Genomic DNA, 17,160 nt, shown 5'->3' on the forward strand with positions numbered 1-17,160 from the left:
TAGGCTGAAATATATAAAAGAAGCAACTGAAAATACCCTTCTAAAATAAAGTGAAACTTTAAATCAACAAGGCCACACACCCATTCCTTTAAATACAGGCTTGTAGATCTAGTTATGTAACCATCCATAAAAAGGAATATTACATAGGCTAAGTCTAACATTACATTTTTAAAGTGAGGAGAATAAGCGTATGCACCAATATTGGTATTTGAATTCAAAGGGAAACAGGGAACAATATACTAACCAAATTTCATTGTATTCACAGCCCGAAATAACTAAATCTGAGGTAATGAATGATTTGAAGATTCCTGAGAATTGGAGTTACCGAGTCTATCCAGTTAGTTGGGATTCATCAGCCAATTATACGGGATTCACTCCCCAACCCCCTCCCTTCTCTTGGGGGGAACCAATCAATTATGCAGGGATAATGCCACAAGGTCACCCTACTAATTGGCCTCCATTACCAGGTCATGCAGGTTTTAATTTTCAAAAACCTCCCTTCCCCTGGGCTCAACCATTCAATCATACAGGGATGTTCGCACAAGGTCATCTTGCCGCTTTACTATCGCCGCCAGCCAAGCCCTTTAATTTCAATACCAATAACTCGGGTGTTTTTGGAAACCCTCCAGGATGGGGTGGTCCGTGGGCCCCAATGGGATGGGGAAATAACGGAGGTAACGGTCAGCTAGGAATGCTTGGAAACTTACTTACAGCAGGAAAAGGCACCATGAGTGGAATAGGAATGATCAGTAGTCTAATCGGGATGGGGAAGTTCTTCTTTTAGTTAATTAAAGTGATAGAATTGGTCCGCAGCTCAGACATTCCAACAAAATATTTCATTTTCCATTGATTTAATGTTTTCAAACATGTACTCCTCAATATATTTATTGTGTGCTTCCAATACTCCATCCAAGTTCGTCTCCTTGTCTTTCAATTTATAAAAAAATCTGTTGCAACTCTTTAGACAACAATTTCAGTTCATACAAAATCAATAAGTTCACAACAAAAACGCTATCCTTTCCTATGATTCTAGGGAAAGAATAGCGTTTTTGTTACGTAACGATTAAGTTGTTTCATTCTTATTTATTCAATAATTTCATTTTCATTTCTCTGCATTTTCAGCCTGATAGCGATATGATCATACCCCATAAAATACCATTTCTTTTACTTATGCTTTGCTAAAAATTCTGTTATGCGACGATATACATATATTTCATTTTCTTTTTTTGAAAATCCATGCCCTTCATCGTCTAATACTAGGTATTCTACATCTACTCCTTGTTCTTGCAACGCGTGAAAAATTTGATCCGATTCTTCCTTTACAACTCGTGGATCATTTGCCCCTTGGATGATAAGGAGTGGTTTATTCATTTGATTTAAGTAAGTAATTGGTGAATCTTGTATAAGCTTATCTTTATCATTATTAATATCACCTATTAAATTAACTGCGAGCGGTTTCCAATTTTCAGGCATAGATTCGATAAAACTAAATAAATTGCTAGGTCCAAAAATGTCAATGGCTGCACGGAAATACTCTGAATGACGCCCGTGAAGCAATAAGGTCATATATCCTCCATAACTACCGCCCATAACAAATAATTTATCAGGAGTTGATATCCCCTGTTCAAATAACCATTCGATCCCTGCTACACAATCTAAACGCGGTGCTTCCCCCCAATCACCTTCAATCATTTTTGTAAACGTTGAACCATATCTTGTACTACCTCTAAAGTTTGGCGCAAAAATATTATATCCCTGCCTTAATAAATATTGAAATAATGCTCTGAAATCTTTCGTCTCAGCACTTTGTGGACCACCATGAGGCCAAAATATTGTATATCCGTTTTGTACTTCTCCTTTCGCCCGGAATAATAATGCTTCTATGTTTAACCCATCAAAAGAGGCATATGTTATAACATTCGGTTCAACAAAAGAAGATTCAGATAGACCAATAACATAGTTTTTTGTTAATGCTGCCCATTCTGTATCTCTATTTTTCTTGTAATAGATGTTTGCTGTTTTCGTCGCACTTTCACCTAGTAAATATAAATTTTCCGATTTTGTAATTTCAATTTGACTTATCGTATCTACCGGAGAATTCAATAGAATTAACTCTTTTTTATCCCATACAAATTTATATAACCTATCTGTAACACCTTTCGACGAAACAATGTAGCCATTTTTTGTTTCAGCATGCCATTTTATATCAGATATATCTTCCTTCTCTATTTTACAGATTGGTTTGAATTCCTGTTTATTTAAATCAAAAGAAGCTACATAGGAAAACTCTTCTTCATAATTTGTAACAAAAATCACTGTATTTTCATCAATATAACAAATGGACCCTATAGTATGTTCTTTCTCACTGGAAGGTACTATACAAATAAGTTCTTCTCCCTTTTTTACATGTCCTACATTATATGTATTACTATATGACTTTAAAACAATGTAACTTGATTCATTCGGACTTACTGCCTCTACATATGTAGGTGTCTCCACACCAGTTAACAACAGCGTATCTTCTTTTGTGCGTATATTATAACAACGAGAGTTTAAGAACATTGGGTTATCTTTACTTGTGACATAGTATAATCGTTCCCCATCCTCTGTTAAATGCACAAAGTAATCCTTTTCTGTCTCTCCTGCTGGAATCAATTCAAGCAATCCACCACCCTCTGGTTTTAATGCATAAATATGATAATTTTCATCCCCATCTTTATCAAATCCAGCTAAAATAAATTGATTTAAAGAATCCATTTTAATAAAATTGCTTGATTGATTACAATATGTTAATGGATAAGGGGATAAATTGGGTAAATCCATCGCCCATAAATTAGAATGACCATTTAAGTTTGTACTAAAAATTAATTTCCCTTCATCTTCACTAACTGTAAACCTACCAATACTATAGGATCTAAAAAATTGTTCAGCATCTTCCATAGGAAATTGAATCATCTTTCTTCCTCCACTCTACCTTATATCTAAAAATTCAGAACATCTTATATATAAAGATTCTACATTTTCCTATTTATCCCTTTTTGGTTTTATTTAGATTTAGATTTACTTCTACCTTCTACTTCTTCTTATTAACACTACATAACGATGCGGAGAGTTTTTTAAACAACTCCTCTTTTAGCCGTGAACATATTCTTTACTATTTCACGATTACTTCTCATTCGATATTTCTTACTAAATGGTTCCTTCTATTATGATCTTTCTTTTAAGATGTGAAATACAAATACACTCCGTAACCTATAAATAAGATCAATAGAATAAAAATGCCGAGTACCGTATATATGATCCATTTTAAATTTTAATTCTCCTACTTCCCGATAATCCCAGTATATAACAAAAAAGCATTGGATACCCAATGCTTTTTACACTTACGCAAATAGAGACGTATTCGCATATAAAGCTGGTGAACCACCTGAATGTACGAATAAAATATTGTCTTCCTTATTAAATTTACCTTTTCTAATTAAGTCGATTAATCCCGCTACCGCCTTACCTGTATACACTGGATCAAGTAAAATACCTTCTGTTTTCGCAAGTAACTGAACTGCCTCTACCATTTCCGGCGTTGGTAACGCATAGCCTGGCCCTACATATTCATCAAAGCACGTAACAGCGTCGCGCGGGATAAAGTTTGGAATACCAACGTGTGCTGAAGTTTCATCTACAAGTTTTGCTACTTTCTCTTCTTGCTCAGCTTTTCCTCTACTTACGTTAATCCCGATTACAGGAATATGGCTTTGCGTTCCAGAAAAACCAGTAATTAAACCCGCATGCATACCAGCGCTACCGCTTACGCAAACAACTGAACTGAAATCAATTCCTTGCTCAAATGATTGCGCCATAATTTCTTGGGCACAAGCAACGTATCCCATTGCGCCCGTAGGGTTTGATCCACCAACTGGAATTACATATGGTGTACTACCTTTTCCACTTACTTCTTGTGCTACTTTATGCATCTCTTCCATCAGGTCTGCTCCGTTCGGTACAACAATGACGTTTTCAGCACCTAATAAGTGATATAAGAAATAGTTTCCGTTAAAGTCTCTCTTCTCTTCTGGCTCAAGCCCTTCCTCTAATACAAGAATACATTTCATTTTTTCTTTTACCGCAGCAGCAAGTGTCAGGCGGCAATGATTTGACTGAATACCACCAGCTGTAATTAACGTATCTGCACCCTTTTCCTGTGCATCCGCAACTAAAAATTCTAACTTTCTCGTCTTATTACCACCGGCTGTTAAACCAAGTAAATCATCTCGTTTAAAATAAATAGTCGGGCCACCAAGTGCTTCAGAAAAATTGTTTAACTTTTCAATTGGTGTATATGATTCTGTATATTTTTTTCTCGGGAATTTAGCTAAATTCATTGTAACGCTCCTTTTGTACTTCTTTCGCAATATATGTAACGTTACTATTATTACACGTAAAAATGGTGAAGTCATCTTTCTCGGTTAAAAATGTATTAGAATTTCATTTTGATAAGTAAAACCGTATTAATGATTTTAACTTAATTACGGTACATGAAATTTATATCAACGATTTTTTAAATATATCGTTCATTACTTACAATATATCAACGATTTTTCAAATATATCGATCGTAACTTGCAGTATATCAACGATTTTCTTAATATATCGATCTATCGACAAAAAACGACACTTTCTCATCAACAAAAAAAGAGCCCACACATTCAAATGTGGACTCTCTCCAATCACTTATTTACCGAAAAACGAAGTAACTGCGTTAATCCCGGCTCTAAATTCATTTCACCTTTATGACGTACGTATACAGTTTTATCTCCATCAAATTTCGGAGGATTTGCTTGACTATACGTATGCCACTCATTCGTTCCTTCTATAGAATACTCCATATATTCATTTGCACCGACAATTATATTTTTACGATCATCTGCCGTTACATTTGGTGCCATCTGCGCAATTTTTGAATCACTAATTAATAACTTCTTTATATCCTTATCACGTTTGTAATCGTAAGCTGTCACAATTACATCGTTACCATATGCTTTCACTTGTAACCCTTGTTTAAATGAATAGCCATCTGGAGCAGTTTTCTCTCCCCCATTTGGTCCTGCTGACATCCAGCCTGTTTCAATCCCGCCCGTATTTACAACAGTGAAACCTTTTTTATCTCCGCCTGTAATTTTCTTTTTACCAGCCCAGTCAGGTAAGTTTAAATCCCAATGTGTATGACTCGTGAAGAAAACAACCTGCGGATAGTCTTTTAATATATCGTACAATTTATCCACGTTTAAATAATCTTGTAAATATGGTGATTGTCTTGATCCAGATACTGTATCAGGTAAAACGTGATGAGAGAAAATAAAGATTGGCTTATTTTTATCTTTTTGACTATACTCTTCTAAATTTTGTTTTAACCAACCTAATTGCTCATCACTCATATATACTTCGTCCCACATTTTTGAATCGTGGTATTTCATATATTTTTCAGTTCCTAAAAATAAAAGTGGATAGCCATCTAATTCTTTTTTATGATATACCTTTTCTTGTCCACTAAATTTCAGATAGCGATTAAATAAAGTTTCCTCAGTTACACCATTTGGCCATGTACTTTGAGAGAGTTTCCCATCCGCTGTCCATTTCCCAGCATAAAACTCATGATTCCCAACAGTAGACCATACATTTTCCGGATGCTTATTTTTATTTAACACACGCTTTACATCATCATATTGTGACTGTTGTCCAGTCGGCGTTATATCCCCATTCATAATAAGCGCTCTAGAAAGTGGCGTCACTTTGTTCATATCTTTTAGCACATGATCAAAATCCCCTAAATCCCCTTGAATATCACTAATAACGTTAAAAGTTGTAGCTGATTTTCGGACTTGCTCTTTCCCTTCCGCATGCACTGAAAACGTCGGTAATAATGCCGCCATAACTGCTAACGAAGCAACTGTCTTTTTCATACAAATTCTCCCCCTAATAATAGAATGTACAAACTGACATGTTCTGCTTTCTCTTAGGTGCTTGTCCAATTCACATTATAGGGGGAGATTGTAAAGATTAATGGAATAAAAAATTAAGTGTTTTTTAAGATATTTTGTCTTTTTTTCACACTCCACATTAGCAATTCGCGCCAATCTAGCTTTCTAGTCTTTAACATTACATAAATGTAAATGAATATGATGAATCTCTTAGTTTAATATGTTTTCTTTTTATCTCTGTTATATAACCGCCACAAAATATGCTATCTTTTCAAGTTCTCTTTCTTTAATAAACGTTACTCCTCTTTTAATTAGCCTTAAAATTGTAAAGTGGCTTAATAATATGTTTAATATCAATTGTTTCTTTTGTATTCTCAATAATTTCATCCATTGGCTTATATACCATTGGTGCTTCATCTAAAGTACTTTCTGCAACAGATGTAGTCCAAACCTCTGTCATTGTATTTTGAAAATCCTCTAAGTTAAGTACTTCTTTCGCCTTCTTGCGACTCATAATACGCCCTGCTCCATGAGGGCCAGAAAAGTTCCAATCTGGATTTCCTTTACCAAATGCAATGATTGAACCATCTCTCATATTGATTGGAATGATTACTCGTTCATCTTTCTGAGCTGAAATAGCACCTTTTCTTAGAATCATATTGTCCATATCGATGTAGTTATGGATTGTAGTGAATTGATCTGTTACTTTCCAATCCATTGTAGTGACGATTTCATCAATCATTGCTTTACGATTTAACTCCGCATATTTTTGTGCAATTTTCATATCATTCATGTAATCTTTAAATCCTTGTCCTTCTAAATAAGCTAACTCTTTACGAATCACCGGTTTCTTAATTTCACGTAAAGCTTCATGTATTTCTTGTTGTCTGCCTTCTTTCGTTAAACGCTCAATAATTTCTTCTTTAATAGATTTAACGTTTATAAGTTGCTCGTAAGCAAAGTTTTGATAATACTCTGCTACTTGTTTCCCTAAATTACGCGAACCACTATGAATAACAATGTATACATTTCCTCCATCATCCTCATTCAGTTCGACAAAATGATTGCCCCCGCCAAGTGTACCAATACTTTTTTGAGCACGTTGCAATGTAAACGGGGCTCTTACACTATCAAAATCAATCATTTTTGAAAATCTATGTTCCTTATCTCGAATACGAAAACCACTTGGGACAAATTTACGTATCGTTTCGTCTAAGTGATCGAAGTTGATTTCCTCTTTTTTCTTATTAATCATAACAACTTCCATGCCACAACCAATATCGTACTTACCTCTCAGTTTCCTGAAAGAGTGGACTATACCTTCTCTACAGTCATCGAGATATGCAGTCTCTACTGTAGGCTCACCGTATTAATTATTCCTCTTCAATTCAAAATAGATGAGGAATAATTCTGTACCTTAGTCTGCTAACATGGTACAAGTCTCTGAACCATTCGATTCTGTCACCATAACCACTGGCTGCTGATTGCCCTCGCCTTTTATCGTTAGGGTTCCCAGTCAATTGAGTGAGTAGTTTAAAGTCTGAGCCGATTAGTTAACCCCGACTAAATTAGGAACAATCTTATCTTGAATTGTCATTGTTGTCCCAATCGTACAACCTGCGCCCGCATGTGTATCTGGCATAATACAAATCTTGCTATCCTTTACGAATTCTTGGTTACAAAGATCAATAATTTGACCTGCTGCAGTTTCTTCAACATTCGTAGTAAACACTTTTGCTTCATTATATTTCCCTTGTAATTTCAACATCTTCTATTTCCCCTTTCCTTTAGTTTCTACAAAAAATCAATTCATACATATTATATATTTATATAATATGTAATATGTAATATGTATATCAATATATTTATAATTATATTTTCCACCACTACAGCTCATTTCCTTTTTTATAAAAAAAGACACAGAGATTCCTCTCCATGCCTACTAATTTCCTACCTCTTCACCGCATGCACATAATGCACCGTTTCAAAAGCTTCTAAATAATCATTTCTTCCTTCAAAATATAATGTATTTATATCCTCTGGTGATAAATGCTCATAAATAAGTAAGCCCGCCTTCTCTAACAGTGCTTCCATTTCAGCGTAAGAAAAACACGATTTCATCGGTTCTCCGCCTACTGCAGCCATTTTTACCATATTTTCCACTCGATTGGACAGTCCCTTTTCTGTAAATAAGTTTTCATCTGGATAATCAAAAACGATAGAACTCCCCTCTGGAACCATCGCAAATAAACGTACTATTAAACTAGAAAGCTCCTCTTTCGTTAAATAGTACGTAACACCTAATAGGCTAAAGAAAGTCTTTTTATTTTCAAATCCTTCATTCCGTAACTGTTCACTGGAAAATCCTTTCGTGAAATCCATTGAAACAAAATGAAGGTTATTTGGAACTTCAAGTTCTACTTCTTTTATTCTTTCCTTCTTAAACGCCTGCGTAGAAGGATGATCCACTTCAAATATTTCTATTTTATTTTTTAATTCTCGGTGTCTAAAACTGAACGTATCTAAGCCTGCACCGAGTATGACGTATTGTTTCGCTCCTAATGTAATTTCATGTAGTAATACTCTTTCACAATATGCGGCACGTGCTAAAGGTGTTGGCGATAATTGAACTTGTGTAATCCATTTTAATATTTCTTTTGGATTGTCTTGAAACTGCTCTGCAATGTCTGTATTGAAAAAGTGAATCCCTTGAACCATGTTCGTTTCAATATTGTTACGTTCTTTTTGTGAAATGAAATCTTTAGCTACATAATCATCAAAGATTTTAGGATTATCAAATTCACTATGATACGCCCTTCCGAATGCTGATACTAACGACGTTACACTTGCTTCACCTTGTTTCACGCACATACACTCTCCTTCATTTTCACAACAAAAATAGGGTTCCCCTGGCCAGGAGAACCCTATTATACACCTTATTTTTATATTGGTAAATTATAGCATAAATAAGTTTTTTCGTCAAGTTTTCAGCCTACTAACGCTCCAACAATTTGTGTAATCTCTAGCAGGAAGATTTCGATCTACACCGAATATTCCAGTTCATAACAATACAAATGGAGGGCATCATGAAAAGATTAGTCATCATTACAGTTGGAAAAACACACAGTGGAAAAACTACATTTGCAAAAGAGCTAGAAAAAGAGTTACCTAATTCTTTTATTATGGACCAAGACAACCAAGCTGAATTTATTAACACACATTATGAAAAATTACAGCCGACAGAAGGTTCAAATACACTAAAGCACGGTCTTTCAAAATTCATTGTTGATTATGCGAAAGAACATTCAAATTTACACCTTATTATTAGTAACTCCAATCGCAGTAAAAATGGAAGGTTATATTTACTAAACGAATTATTTCCACAGAATGAATATGTACGCATACTCGTTCATTTTGACATTCCAGATGATGTACTTTACGAAAGAGTGGCTCGAAGCACGCGAAGTACCAATATTTTTAGAGGTGGATATTCTAGTTTCAAAGAAGTATTTGATCGACAACAAACTGAATCACTTCACGATGATGTGGTAGATCCTATAGAAAATGAGGCTGATTATTTGTTTGTTATTCGCAATAATAAAGATATAAGCTTTACTATAGAAGAAATTGTTCATCTAGCTAAAAATTTATCCCCTACTCCAAAATAAGAGATTATAAAAATTACATAATCATAGATTATTATGCAAATACTTCCTCTAGACGGCGCAGATGGTATATAATGATGGAAGAATCTACTTCTATATGCTCATTTTTACACAAAACAGTTCATGCATATGAAAGAAAAGAGGTACAAAAATATGAAAACAAAACAAACAATTGCTGCGTCTACACTAGCTTTAGCAATGATTGCTGGCGCGAACTCTGCTCATGCGGAAGTAAATGATGCTACTCCTCAGCAAAGTACGGGAGATCGATTAGCTGAAATTAAGCAACATAAACAAGAGTTAGATGCGAAATTACAGCAACACAAAGAAAACGTGGATCAAACATTAAATGAACTTAACAAAGTTAAGGAAAATGTTGATACAAAGGTGAATGAACTACATGAACGTAAACAAGTTGCTGATGAAAAAATTAACGAAGTTAAACAGCATAAACAAGAACTAGATGCAAAACTTCAGCAAGACAAACAAATCGCCGAAGATAAAATCGCTGAAATTAAAGAGCATAAAAAACAAGTAGAAGATAAAGTTGCTGAAGTAAAAGAGCATAAGCAAAATATCGATAACAAAGTGAATGAGATTAAAGAACATAAACAAACTGTCGATGAAAAAGTGAATGAAATGAAGCAACATAAAGAGAACATTGATCAAAAGGTTAATGAACTTAAGGAAGTTAAAAAACAAGTAGATGAAAAATTAGCTGAGTTAAAGAAAGCGAAACAAACTGCTGAGGACAAACTCGCTGAACTAAAAGAAAACAAGCCGAATACTGGTAACACGTTAGAGGAACTTAAGAAAATTAAAGGCAATTTAGACAGTCTTTCCGCTAACTTAGAATTAGCTAAACAAGATGTAAAAAACAAACTAGCTGTTTTACAAGAAGCTAGACAAGATTTAATCAATAAAATTAACGAAATTAAACAATCGAAACAAACTGTTTCAGACGATTTAACAAAGAAAAAACAAGACCTAGATATTAAAATCAATGACTTTAAGCATACTGAGAAAAAAATTGACGACAAATTAGCTGAGTTACATACAACGAAGCAAAATGTTGATAACAAGATTAATGAAGTATCACAGTCTAAACAAACGCAAGCAAATAATGGTACTAAAAACAATAACGCTAAAGAACTTCCTAACGCTGGTAGCGAGCAATCAAACAATATGGCTCTAGGAATGGTATCTGTATTAGGCGGTGTTTTATTACTTACTCGTAATAAAATTAAAACGTTATTCTCTAAATAAGTCCATAAAAAAAGGAAAACCGCACATACATGTACGGTTTTTCTTTTTTTATATTAACTGTCCATCTCGAAGCGTCAATATACGATCACATACATCAAGCATTCTTTCATCATGTGTAATCATAATTGCTGCTTTTTGGCTCTCTTTCACTTCGCGTTTCATCATTTCAACAACTTCACGTGCGCGTTTTGAGTCTAAGCTTGCCGTTGGCTCATCCGCTAATATTAAATCTGGGTTGTTCATGAACGCACGAGCGATTGCTACCCTTTGTTTTTCCCCGCCAGATAGTTGATTTGGATAATGATTCTTTCTTTCTCCTAATCCAAATGCCGCTAATAAATGATCTGCACGCTTTTCGGATTCTTGTTTACTTTCCTTTTTTAGCTTAGCAATGTAAAGTAATTGTTCTTTCACATTTAAATATGGAACTAGGTTTGCAAACTGGAAAATGAAGCCGATTTTTTTCAAACGAATATCTGTCATTTCCTTTTCTGATAACTGTGTAATATTTTGCTCACGAATGTAAATGTCCCCTTTTGACGGTGATAATAATGCACCCGCGATTGATAGTAACGTACTTTTTCCTGATCCAGAAGGACCGACGATTCCGATAAATTCTCCAGCTTTCACATCAAGCGATATCGGATGAAGGGCTGTTACTTCCGTATTCCCTTCTCCGTACACTTTACTTACTTTGTCTAATTTTAATAATGAAGTCATTACATCCCACCTCCAATTGCTTCTAGCGCATCAACTTTTAATACTTGATATAACGAAATAAGTGTTCCTAAAATACTAATGACGATAAAGATTGCGGCATATTGTGCAATCATCGGTGTTGTTAATAAGAACGGCATACCTGCTGGTAAAATTTGTTCTAATCCTTGTACAAGAACGATACTAATTACCATCGCAACGACTGATAAGAATAACGCCTGTACGACTAGGCTATTTGCTAAATACGAGTTCTTCGTACCAATTGCTTTTAATACGCCTAATTGCTGTGTTTTTTGTAATGTAATGACGTAGAAGAATACACCGATTAGTAACGCAGCGATAACAAGTAAGAACGCAATGATCATCGTTAATGTTCCTTGCTCTTCTTTAAATCCTGGAATACTTTGCAGTACTTCTTTTTTATCGATAACGTGAGCATTTTTAATCTCTTTATCTGTATTCAGCGCAATTGCACTATAATCTTTTTGGTTTGGTTGTGAAATAGCACTCCATACGTCTTCATTTACATAAACAACTGGCGTATGGCTAAACATTTGATCTTTCGTAAATCCAACGATTGTAAACTCTTTCTTTGAAACAGGATCGATAATTGTATCCCCGATATCGATTCCTTTTTCTTTAATGGATTCATCAGCAACCATTTCGTTGTTTGCTGTACCTAATTTTTCACCTTTTACAATGTTCGGTTCTAAAAATGAATCACGTTCGCTTGAGAAAATAGCAATATCAACCTTTTTCGAACTCTCTTTCTTTTCATATGTTGAAACTTTCACACGAAACGGAACTGCCTCTTTCTCGCCTACTTGATTTACTACGTTATCTACATCGTCTTTCTTAATTTGTGAACGAAGTAATTTATTTTCCGCATCATCTGCTAAAACGAACTTATTTGCCTCCATATTTTGAATCGATGAAGCATTATCATATGATAATCCATTTGCTAATCCTGAAATAACAAGGACTAAAAATGATAATAACACCATAATGAGTCCGATTAATCCGTATCTTAATTTTGATTGTTTCAATTCACGCAGAGCTAAAAACATTATGCTCGCTCCTTCCTCTTTCTTTCTATGCACTAATCATAAAAAAGAAATATGAACGGAATATGAACAGAAGATTACAGAGCAAAAAAATAAATTTTCTGAAAGTATTGAAAATAAATAGGATCCTTGATACAATTCAGTCAAATAATATTGACCGAGTAATTTAATTCAAGGAGTTGATCATGTTGAAGCCCGTATTAACACTAACTACTTATAGCCAACTAAAAGCATTAAGCGATCCATTACGTGCCGAAATGATGATACGTCTATGCGAACGTCCTTATACTGGACAATTACTATCTGAGAAATTCGGCATTTCAAGGGCGAAAATTCATTATCATTTAAAAGAATTAGAAAAGAATGGTCTTATAGAGATCGTTTATACAGAAGAAAAGAATGGGATTGTTCAAAAATTTTATCAATCTGTCGCTAAAGGCTTCACCCCTGCCGCAGATCTATTACCTCATTTAGAAATATTAAGCGAATCAGGTCGCCAAATCTTTTTACAAATGATAGAAAGAACGAAAAGCCAAATTCTCGCTGCACCAGAAGAAGCTTTTACATTACAAAATGCAAGTGAAGATCCAGCTAAGTGGAATTACGTTTCATCCTGCTGGGAATTTGATGCTACGCCAGAACAATTTCAAGTGTGGGTAAAAAAGTTTTATGAATTAATGGCTGAATTAAACGAAATCACAAAAGGTGCAGATAAAGATCCGAATAGTAAACCTTATTATATTTCTACTACTGCACTTCAAATCGCTGAGAGAACAATGCAGCAATTTGTTAAAAAAGAAGAAAAATCGTAATACGATTTTTTTTACATAAACGGTCAATTTTATTTTACCGAATAAATTTATCCCGCATTAACGGGCAGTAAGACTCTCACCTCAAAATTCAGCTGGAGCACAGAAAAGTTAGGTGGGAGGTCAACTGCCCATAAACGCCCGATTGGTTCAACTAATAATCAGTGGGATGAACAAAACCCCACTGATTAAAGTTTCACTTTATTATAAAGGAGTAGATTAAATGGACGTATTAAAAAACCGGAATTTCCTCTTATTATTTTTAGGGAGAATTTTTACAAACATAGGAGATAGCTTGTATTATGTAGCGGCGATGTGGCTCGTATATAAACTGAGTGGTAATCCTTTTTATTCTGGATTGGCTGGTCTCCTTACACTATTACCTTCTGCACTTCAATTTCTTACCGGTCCATTCGTTGATAGATGGTCAATAAAAAACACCCTCGTCATCACACAAGTTTTGCAATGCATCCTTATTTTGATCATTCCTATTACACACTACTTCGACCTACTAACAGTCCACCTACTACTCATCATCATGCCCATCGTAGCTTTTATCGAACAATTCGCCTATCCTGCACAGTCAAAAGCTTTACCACTTCTACTGAATAAGACACAATTATTAAAAGGAAATTCACTTTTCTCATTTGCATACCAAGGCATTGATTTAATTTGTACGACTCTTTCTGGAATATTAGTAGCACTATTTGGCGCAATCACTTTATATGTGATCGACTCTTTTACATTTGCGATTACCGCCCTGTTGTTCTTTTCATTAAAAATACCAAAACAAACTGAAACAGACACACCACTTTCAACTAAGCAATATTTCTCTGATTTAAAAGAAGGCTTTTCAATCGTCTTTCGTTCATTGATGGGCGTCTTCTTAATCGGTTCCGTTGTCGCTAATTTTTCAATCGGTATGACGATGGCAATACTCCCTTCTTTCGCTGATTCTTTAGGCGGTGTGAAATTATATGGTTTCTTTTTAGCCGCCATATCCGCCGGTTGTTTAATTGGAGCACTATTCAGTTCATGGGTTGGTAAATATAATGTTGGCCGTGTCTCCATTATTAGCTTTGCGACTGGTGCTTTCTTTTGGTTTCTCTCTACGGTTGTACCGTTTCAATGGTTATCTATTTTTTTATTCGGCTTAGCTTGGATACCAATTGGTGCGACCAACATATTATTTGCGACTATTGGTCAAATTGTAATTCCAAACCAATATCTTGGGCGTATCAATTCAGTCACACGGAGTATGGGCACAATTGCTATGCCGCTTGGCTCTTTAATTGGCGGATACACTGCGAATGTATATAGTAGCCAAATCATTTTTGCGCTCGCTAGCATCGGGATTTTATTCATCTCCCTCGTATGGCTGCTTCATCCGAAATTACGGGCTTTGCCGAAAGCTGATGAAATTACAGCGGATACTTTTGAGCTTCGGTTTAAGGAAGAACAGGTGAAAGGTACTGCTTTGTAACAGAAAGAAAATATTTTCTTTCTATTACAAAGCTCAAACAAGCATAACCCTATTCGAAATTTCGAACGGGGTTATGCTTGTTTACTTTTTGATGCAAAATAGCACCCTTTAATGGAATAACTAATACGTTCCGTTAACGCTTTGCTGGCCATGCCCCCTGCATTTTCCTTAATTGAATAATTTGGCCTGTATGATAAGCATCATGAAGCATGATGTCCAGTAATTTCTCTTCAAGTGGATTTTGTTCAAGCTCTTTTTCAGAAATCACGCTCAATACCTGTCTTAAATTACGCTGAGCATTTTCAGAACGTTCAACGACTTCCTTCCATTCCGTGTCATCATTAGATTGCTTAGTAAGATAAAAAGTGTCATTACCGTCAAGGTTATGTGCCCATTCATGACCTTCCAAGTTTGCAGCAAGCCTCTCTTTGTAATAAATGAGATGATTAACGTTCTCCCAAATGGTATTCGTTTCCTCACCAGATGGTTTCCACATAGCCTGTTCGGCTGTAAGTCCTTCTATAGCATGTTTAAACGGTGCATACCAACTCTCTTTATCGAATGTTGAATCTAGTGCGTTTAATAACAAGTCAGTTCGTTTCAAATTAATTTCCTCCCTACACGGTTCAAGTTTTAATAAAACCCTTATAACTCTGTAGGGATTCTACATTTTTAAATAAACTTCCTCCTGATCTCACTCCATAAACTCATCCGATTATATAATTAAAATGGGGCACATTTTTTCACTTTACACGTATACTAGCGCCAAAAAAAGAAGAGGCCGTTTCCAAACAGCCTCTTCCATCTATTTGGGAAGCTCCACCCGAACAGTAGTCCCTTCACCTTTCGTACTATACACCGAAACATTTCCATGATGCAGTTCAACAATTTTCTGCACAATCGATAATCCTAAGCCACTACCTTCTATGTTTCTTGCCCTTGCTGTATCTACTTTGTAAAAACGATCAAAAATACGATCCATTTCTTCTTTTTCCATACCGATTCCGTTATCAGATATAGAGATAATGACATTAGATTCTAGCTCTTCAACAAAAAATTCAATCGTCCCAGCATCGTTTGAAAATTTAATGCTATTCGTAAAAATATTACTCCACACTTGATGAAGTAAATTTTCATCACCTTGAATTGTAATGTCCGGCACATCAAATTCAACAGCGATATCTTTTTCACGCCATTTCCACTCGAGCATAAAAATGACGTCTTTAATTTGCTTCTGCAAATTGAATTCTTTTATTTGTAGAACTTTTTCTTCTTTATCTAGTGAAGCAAGCGTAAGTAACTGTTTACATAAACTAGACATTCGCTTACTTTCGCCCTCAATAATTTGTAAGTAATGATTTCTTTCTTCCATGCCCATCTTTTCTGTTTGCAACGTCTTCGAAAATCCTTGTATGGAAGAAAGCGGTGATTGAAATTCATGCGAAACGTTCGAAACGAATTCTTGTCTCATTTCATCTAGTTCTTTTATACTTTTCGTCATCTTTTGGAAGCTTGTAGATAACGTTCCTATTTCATCTTTTCGTTTTACGTCTAATTCAATTTTATATTCTCCACTCGCAATTTTTTGCGTAGCCTTCGTAAATTTACGGATTGGGCGAACAATATAACCTGCTGCAATCGCTATAAAAATAATACTTAATAGTACGATAAACCCAAGTAATACTGCTAAGAAAATCCTCATCTCGCCAAATTGGTTCTGAATGTCAGGACGAATAAATAATGCGTACTGTTTATCACCGTGTTGCACTGGTACACCAACGCTATTAATTAATTCATTATCGAAAAAACCTGTAATAAATAGGCGCGTTGGATAGGTGGAAACACCATTAAACGTTTCTCCTTGCAATACTTTATGAACTGTATCGTCGCTAATAGAAGTCTTACGAAACGCATTACCGATACGCTTTCCATTCTTTTGATCGTCGACAATATAAATTTCATATCCTAGCTTCGCAATAGAATGTAAGTACGCCTCTTGATTTTCTTCACTTTGCTTTTCATATAACGATTTAACTTCCTCAGCATACTTTAAAATCTTTTCACTGTTATACGGTTTTAACTTCACTTGATAATATACATTCGTTAATAAAAAACCGATAATACTACTAAGAAGCATAATACCGACTGTCATAAAAACAAATCTAGAATATAGTGATTTCAT

The 17,160-nt window shown here is 35.0% G+C and carries 15 protein-coding genes; 5 read left to right on the forward strand and 10 right to left on the reverse strand.

Annotation, left to right across the window (positions count from 1 at the left end; all coding sequences use genetic code 11):
• The first annotated feature begins 190 nt into the window (after positions 1-190).
• On the forward strand, positions 191-784 hold the full coding sequence (locus MHI26_RS16275) for a hypothetical protein (protein WP_061666926.1): 594 nt from the start codon (positions 191-193) through the stop codon (positions 782-784).
• 380 nt (positions 785-1,164) lie between these two features.
• On the opposite strand, the gene MHI26_RS16280 is transcribed toward MHI26_RS16275, so the two are convergent.
• The 6 genes from MHI26_RS16280 to MHI26_RS16305 form a co-directional block, all read right to left on the reverse strand.
• Positions 1,165-2,955, reverse strand: a complete 1,791-nt coding sequence (locus MHI26_RS16280) for a S9 family peptidase (RefSeq protein WP_000614105.1) — start codon at positions 2,953-2,955, stop codon at positions 1,165-1,167.
• Positions 2,956-3,383: 428 nt separating this feature from the next.
• The gene (locus tag MHI26_RS16285; RefSeq protein WP_001046607.1) at positions 3,384-4,379 is read right to left on the reverse strand and encodes a D-cysteine desulfhydrase; all 996 of its coding nucleotides are present in this window, start codon (positions 4,377-4,379) and stop codon (positions 3,384-3,386) included.
• Positions 4,380-4,723: 344 nt separating this feature from the next.
• Positions 4,724-5,956: a DUF4073 domain-containing protein gene (locus MHI26_RS16290; protein ID WP_000754297.1), complete on the reverse strand. Its 1,233-nt coding sequence runs from the start codon at positions 5,954-5,956 to the stop codon at positions 4,724-4,726.
• Between the two features lie 325 nt (positions 5,957-6,281).
• Entirely contained in the window at positions 6,282-7,241 is a 960-nt protein-coding gene (locus MHI26_RS16295; protein ID WP_000454384.1) for an RNA-splicing ligase RtcB, read from the reverse strand.
• A gap of 282 nt (positions 7,242-7,523) precedes the next feature.
• The gene (locus tag MHI26_RS16300) at positions 7,524-7,742 is read right to left on the reverse strand and encodes an RtcB family protein (RefSeq protein ID WP_000916238.1); all 219 of its coding nucleotides are present in this window, start codon (positions 7,740-7,742) and stop codon (positions 7,524-7,526) included.
• 182 nt (positions 7,743-7,924) lie between these two features.
• The gene (locus tag MHI26_RS16305; protein ID WP_086406989.1) at positions 7,925-8,845 is read right to left on the reverse strand and encodes a class I SAM-dependent methyltransferase; all 921 of its coding nucleotides are present in this window, start codon (positions 8,843-8,845) and stop codon (positions 7,925-7,927) included.
• Positions 8,846-9,060: 215 nt separating this feature from the next.
• On the opposite strand from MHI26_RS16305, the gene MHI26_RS16310 reads away from it, so the two are divergent.
• Both MHI26_RS16310 and MHI26_RS16315 read left to right on the forward strand, forming a co-directional pair.
• Positions 9,061-9,642, forward strand: a complete 582-nt coding sequence (locus tag MHI26_RS16310; RefSeq protein ID WP_061666924.1) for an ATP-binding protein — start codon at positions 9,061-9,063, stop codon at positions 9,640-9,642.
• Positions 9,643-9,792: 150 nt separating this feature from the next.
• Complete coding sequence (locus MHI26_RS16315) at positions 9,793-10,905, forward strand: LPXTG cell wall anchor domain-containing protein (RefSeq protein ID WP_061666923.1); 1,113 nt, start codon at positions 9,793-9,795, stop codon at positions 10,903-10,905.
• A gap of 48 nt (positions 10,906-10,953) precedes the next feature.
• Here the strand turns inward: MHI26_RS16315 and MHI26_RS16320 are convergent, their stop codons facing one another.
• Together MHI26_RS16320 and MHI26_RS16325 are read right to left on the reverse strand one after the other, a co-directional pair.
• The gene (locus MHI26_RS16320) at positions 10,954-11,625 is read right to left on the reverse strand and encodes an ABC transporter ATP-binding protein (RefSeq protein WP_000202597.1); all 672 of its coding nucleotides are present in this window, start codon (positions 11,623-11,625) and stop codon (positions 10,954-10,956) included.
• Positions 11,625-12,689 (reverse strand): ABC transporter permease, encoded by a 1,065-nt coding sequence (locus MHI26_RS16325; RefSeq protein ID WP_061666922.1) that lies wholly within the window; start codon positions 12,687-12,689, stop codon positions 11,625-11,627. The genes MHI26_RS16320 and MHI26_RS16325 overlap by 1 nt, the downstream gene beginning before the upstream one ends.
• Before the next feature lie 185 nt (positions 12,690-12,874).
• On the opposite strand from MHI26_RS16325, the gene MHI26_RS16330 reads away from it, so the two are divergent.
• Together MHI26_RS16330 and MHI26_RS16335 are read left to right on the forward strand one after the other, a co-directional pair.
• Positions 12,875-13,498, forward strand: coding sequence for an ArsR/SmtB family transcription factor (locus MHI26_RS16330; protein WP_061666933.1), 624 nt, complete (start codon positions 12,875-12,877; stop codon positions 13,496-13,498).
• 220 nt (positions 13,499-13,718) lie between these two features.
• Positions 13,719-14,978 (forward strand): MFS transporter, encoded by a 1,260-nt coding sequence (locus MHI26_RS16335; protein WP_061666921.1) that lies wholly within the window; start codon positions 13,719-13,721, stop codon positions 14,976-14,978.
• Positions 14,979-15,111: 133 nt separating this feature from the next.
• Here MHI26_RS16335 and MHI26_RS16340 read toward each other — a convergent pair whose 3' ends face one another.
• Both MHI26_RS16340 and MHI26_RS16345 read right to left on the reverse strand, forming a co-directional pair.
• The gene (locus tag MHI26_RS16340) at positions 15,112-15,582 is read right to left on the reverse strand and encodes a DinB family protein (RefSeq protein ID WP_061666920.1); all 471 of its coding nucleotides are present in this window, start codon (positions 15,580-15,582) and stop codon (positions 15,112-15,114) included.
• A gap of 201 nt (positions 15,583-15,783) precedes the next feature.
• Positions 15,784-17,160, reverse strand: coding sequence for a sensor histidine kinase (locus MHI26_RS16345; RefSeq protein ID WP_061666919.1), 1,377 nt, complete (start codon positions 17,158-17,160; stop codon positions 15,784-15,786).

It is taken from the genome of Bacillus sp. FSL K6-1218, from assembly GCF_038006445.1.
Taxonomy (GTDB): Bacteria; Bacillota; Bacilli; order Bacillales; family Bacillaceae_G; genus Bacillus_A; species Bacillus_A thuringiensis_S.

Bases quoted from the DNA above. Each gene is read 5' to 3' on its own strand.
- MHI26_RS16310 (WP_061666924.1), top strand. From the start codon at position 9,061: ATGAAAAGATTAGTCATCATTACAGTTGGAAAAACACACAGTGGAAAA.
- MHI26_RS16315 (WP_061666923.1), top strand. From the start codon at position 9,793: ATGAAAACAAAACAAACAATTGCTGCGTCTACACTAGCTTTAGCAATG.
- MHI26_RS16320 (WP_000202597.1), bottom strand. From the start codon at position 11,625: ATGACTTCATTATTAAAATTAGACAAAGTAAGTAAAGTGTACGGAGAA.
- MHI26_RS16275 (WP_061666926.1), top strand. From the start codon at position 191: ATGCACCAATATTGGTATTTGAATTCAAAGGGAAACAGGGAACAATAT.
- MHI26_RS16285 (WP_001046607.1), bottom strand. From the start codon at position 4,379: ATGAATTTAGCTAAATTCCCGAGAAAAAAATATACAGAATCATATACA.
- MHI26_RS16280 (WP_000614105.1), bottom strand. From the start codon at position 2,955: ATGATTCAATTTCCTATGGAAGATGCTGAACAATTTTTTAGATCCTAT.
- MHI26_RS16345 (WP_061666919.1), bottom strand. From the start codon at position 17,160: ATGAAATCACTATATTCTAGATTTGTTTTTATGACAGTCGGTATTATG.
- MHI26_RS16295 (WP_000454384.1), bottom strand. From the start codon at position 7,241: ATGGAAGTTGTTATGATTAATAAGAAAAAAGAGGAAATCAACTTCGAT.
- MHI26_RS16335 (WP_061666921.1), top strand. From the start codon at position 13,719: ATGGACGTATTAAAAAACCGGAATTTCCTCTTATTATTTTTAGGGAGA.
- MHI26_RS16305 (WP_086406989.1), bottom strand. From the start codon at position 8,845: ATGTGCGTGAAACAAGGTGAAGCAAGTGTAACGTCGTTAGTATCAGCA.
- MHI26_RS16290 (WP_000754297.1), bottom strand. From the start codon at position 5,956: ATGAAAAAGACAGTTGCTTCGTTAGCAGTTATGGCGGCATTATTACCG.
- MHI26_RS16300 (WP_000916238.1), bottom strand. From the start codon at position 7,742: ATGTTGAAATTACAAGGGAAATATAATGAAGCAAAAGTGTTTACTACG.
- MHI26_RS16325 (WP_061666922.1), bottom strand. From the start codon at position 12,689: ATGTTTTTAGCTCTGCGTGAATTGAAACAATCAAAATTAAGATACGGA.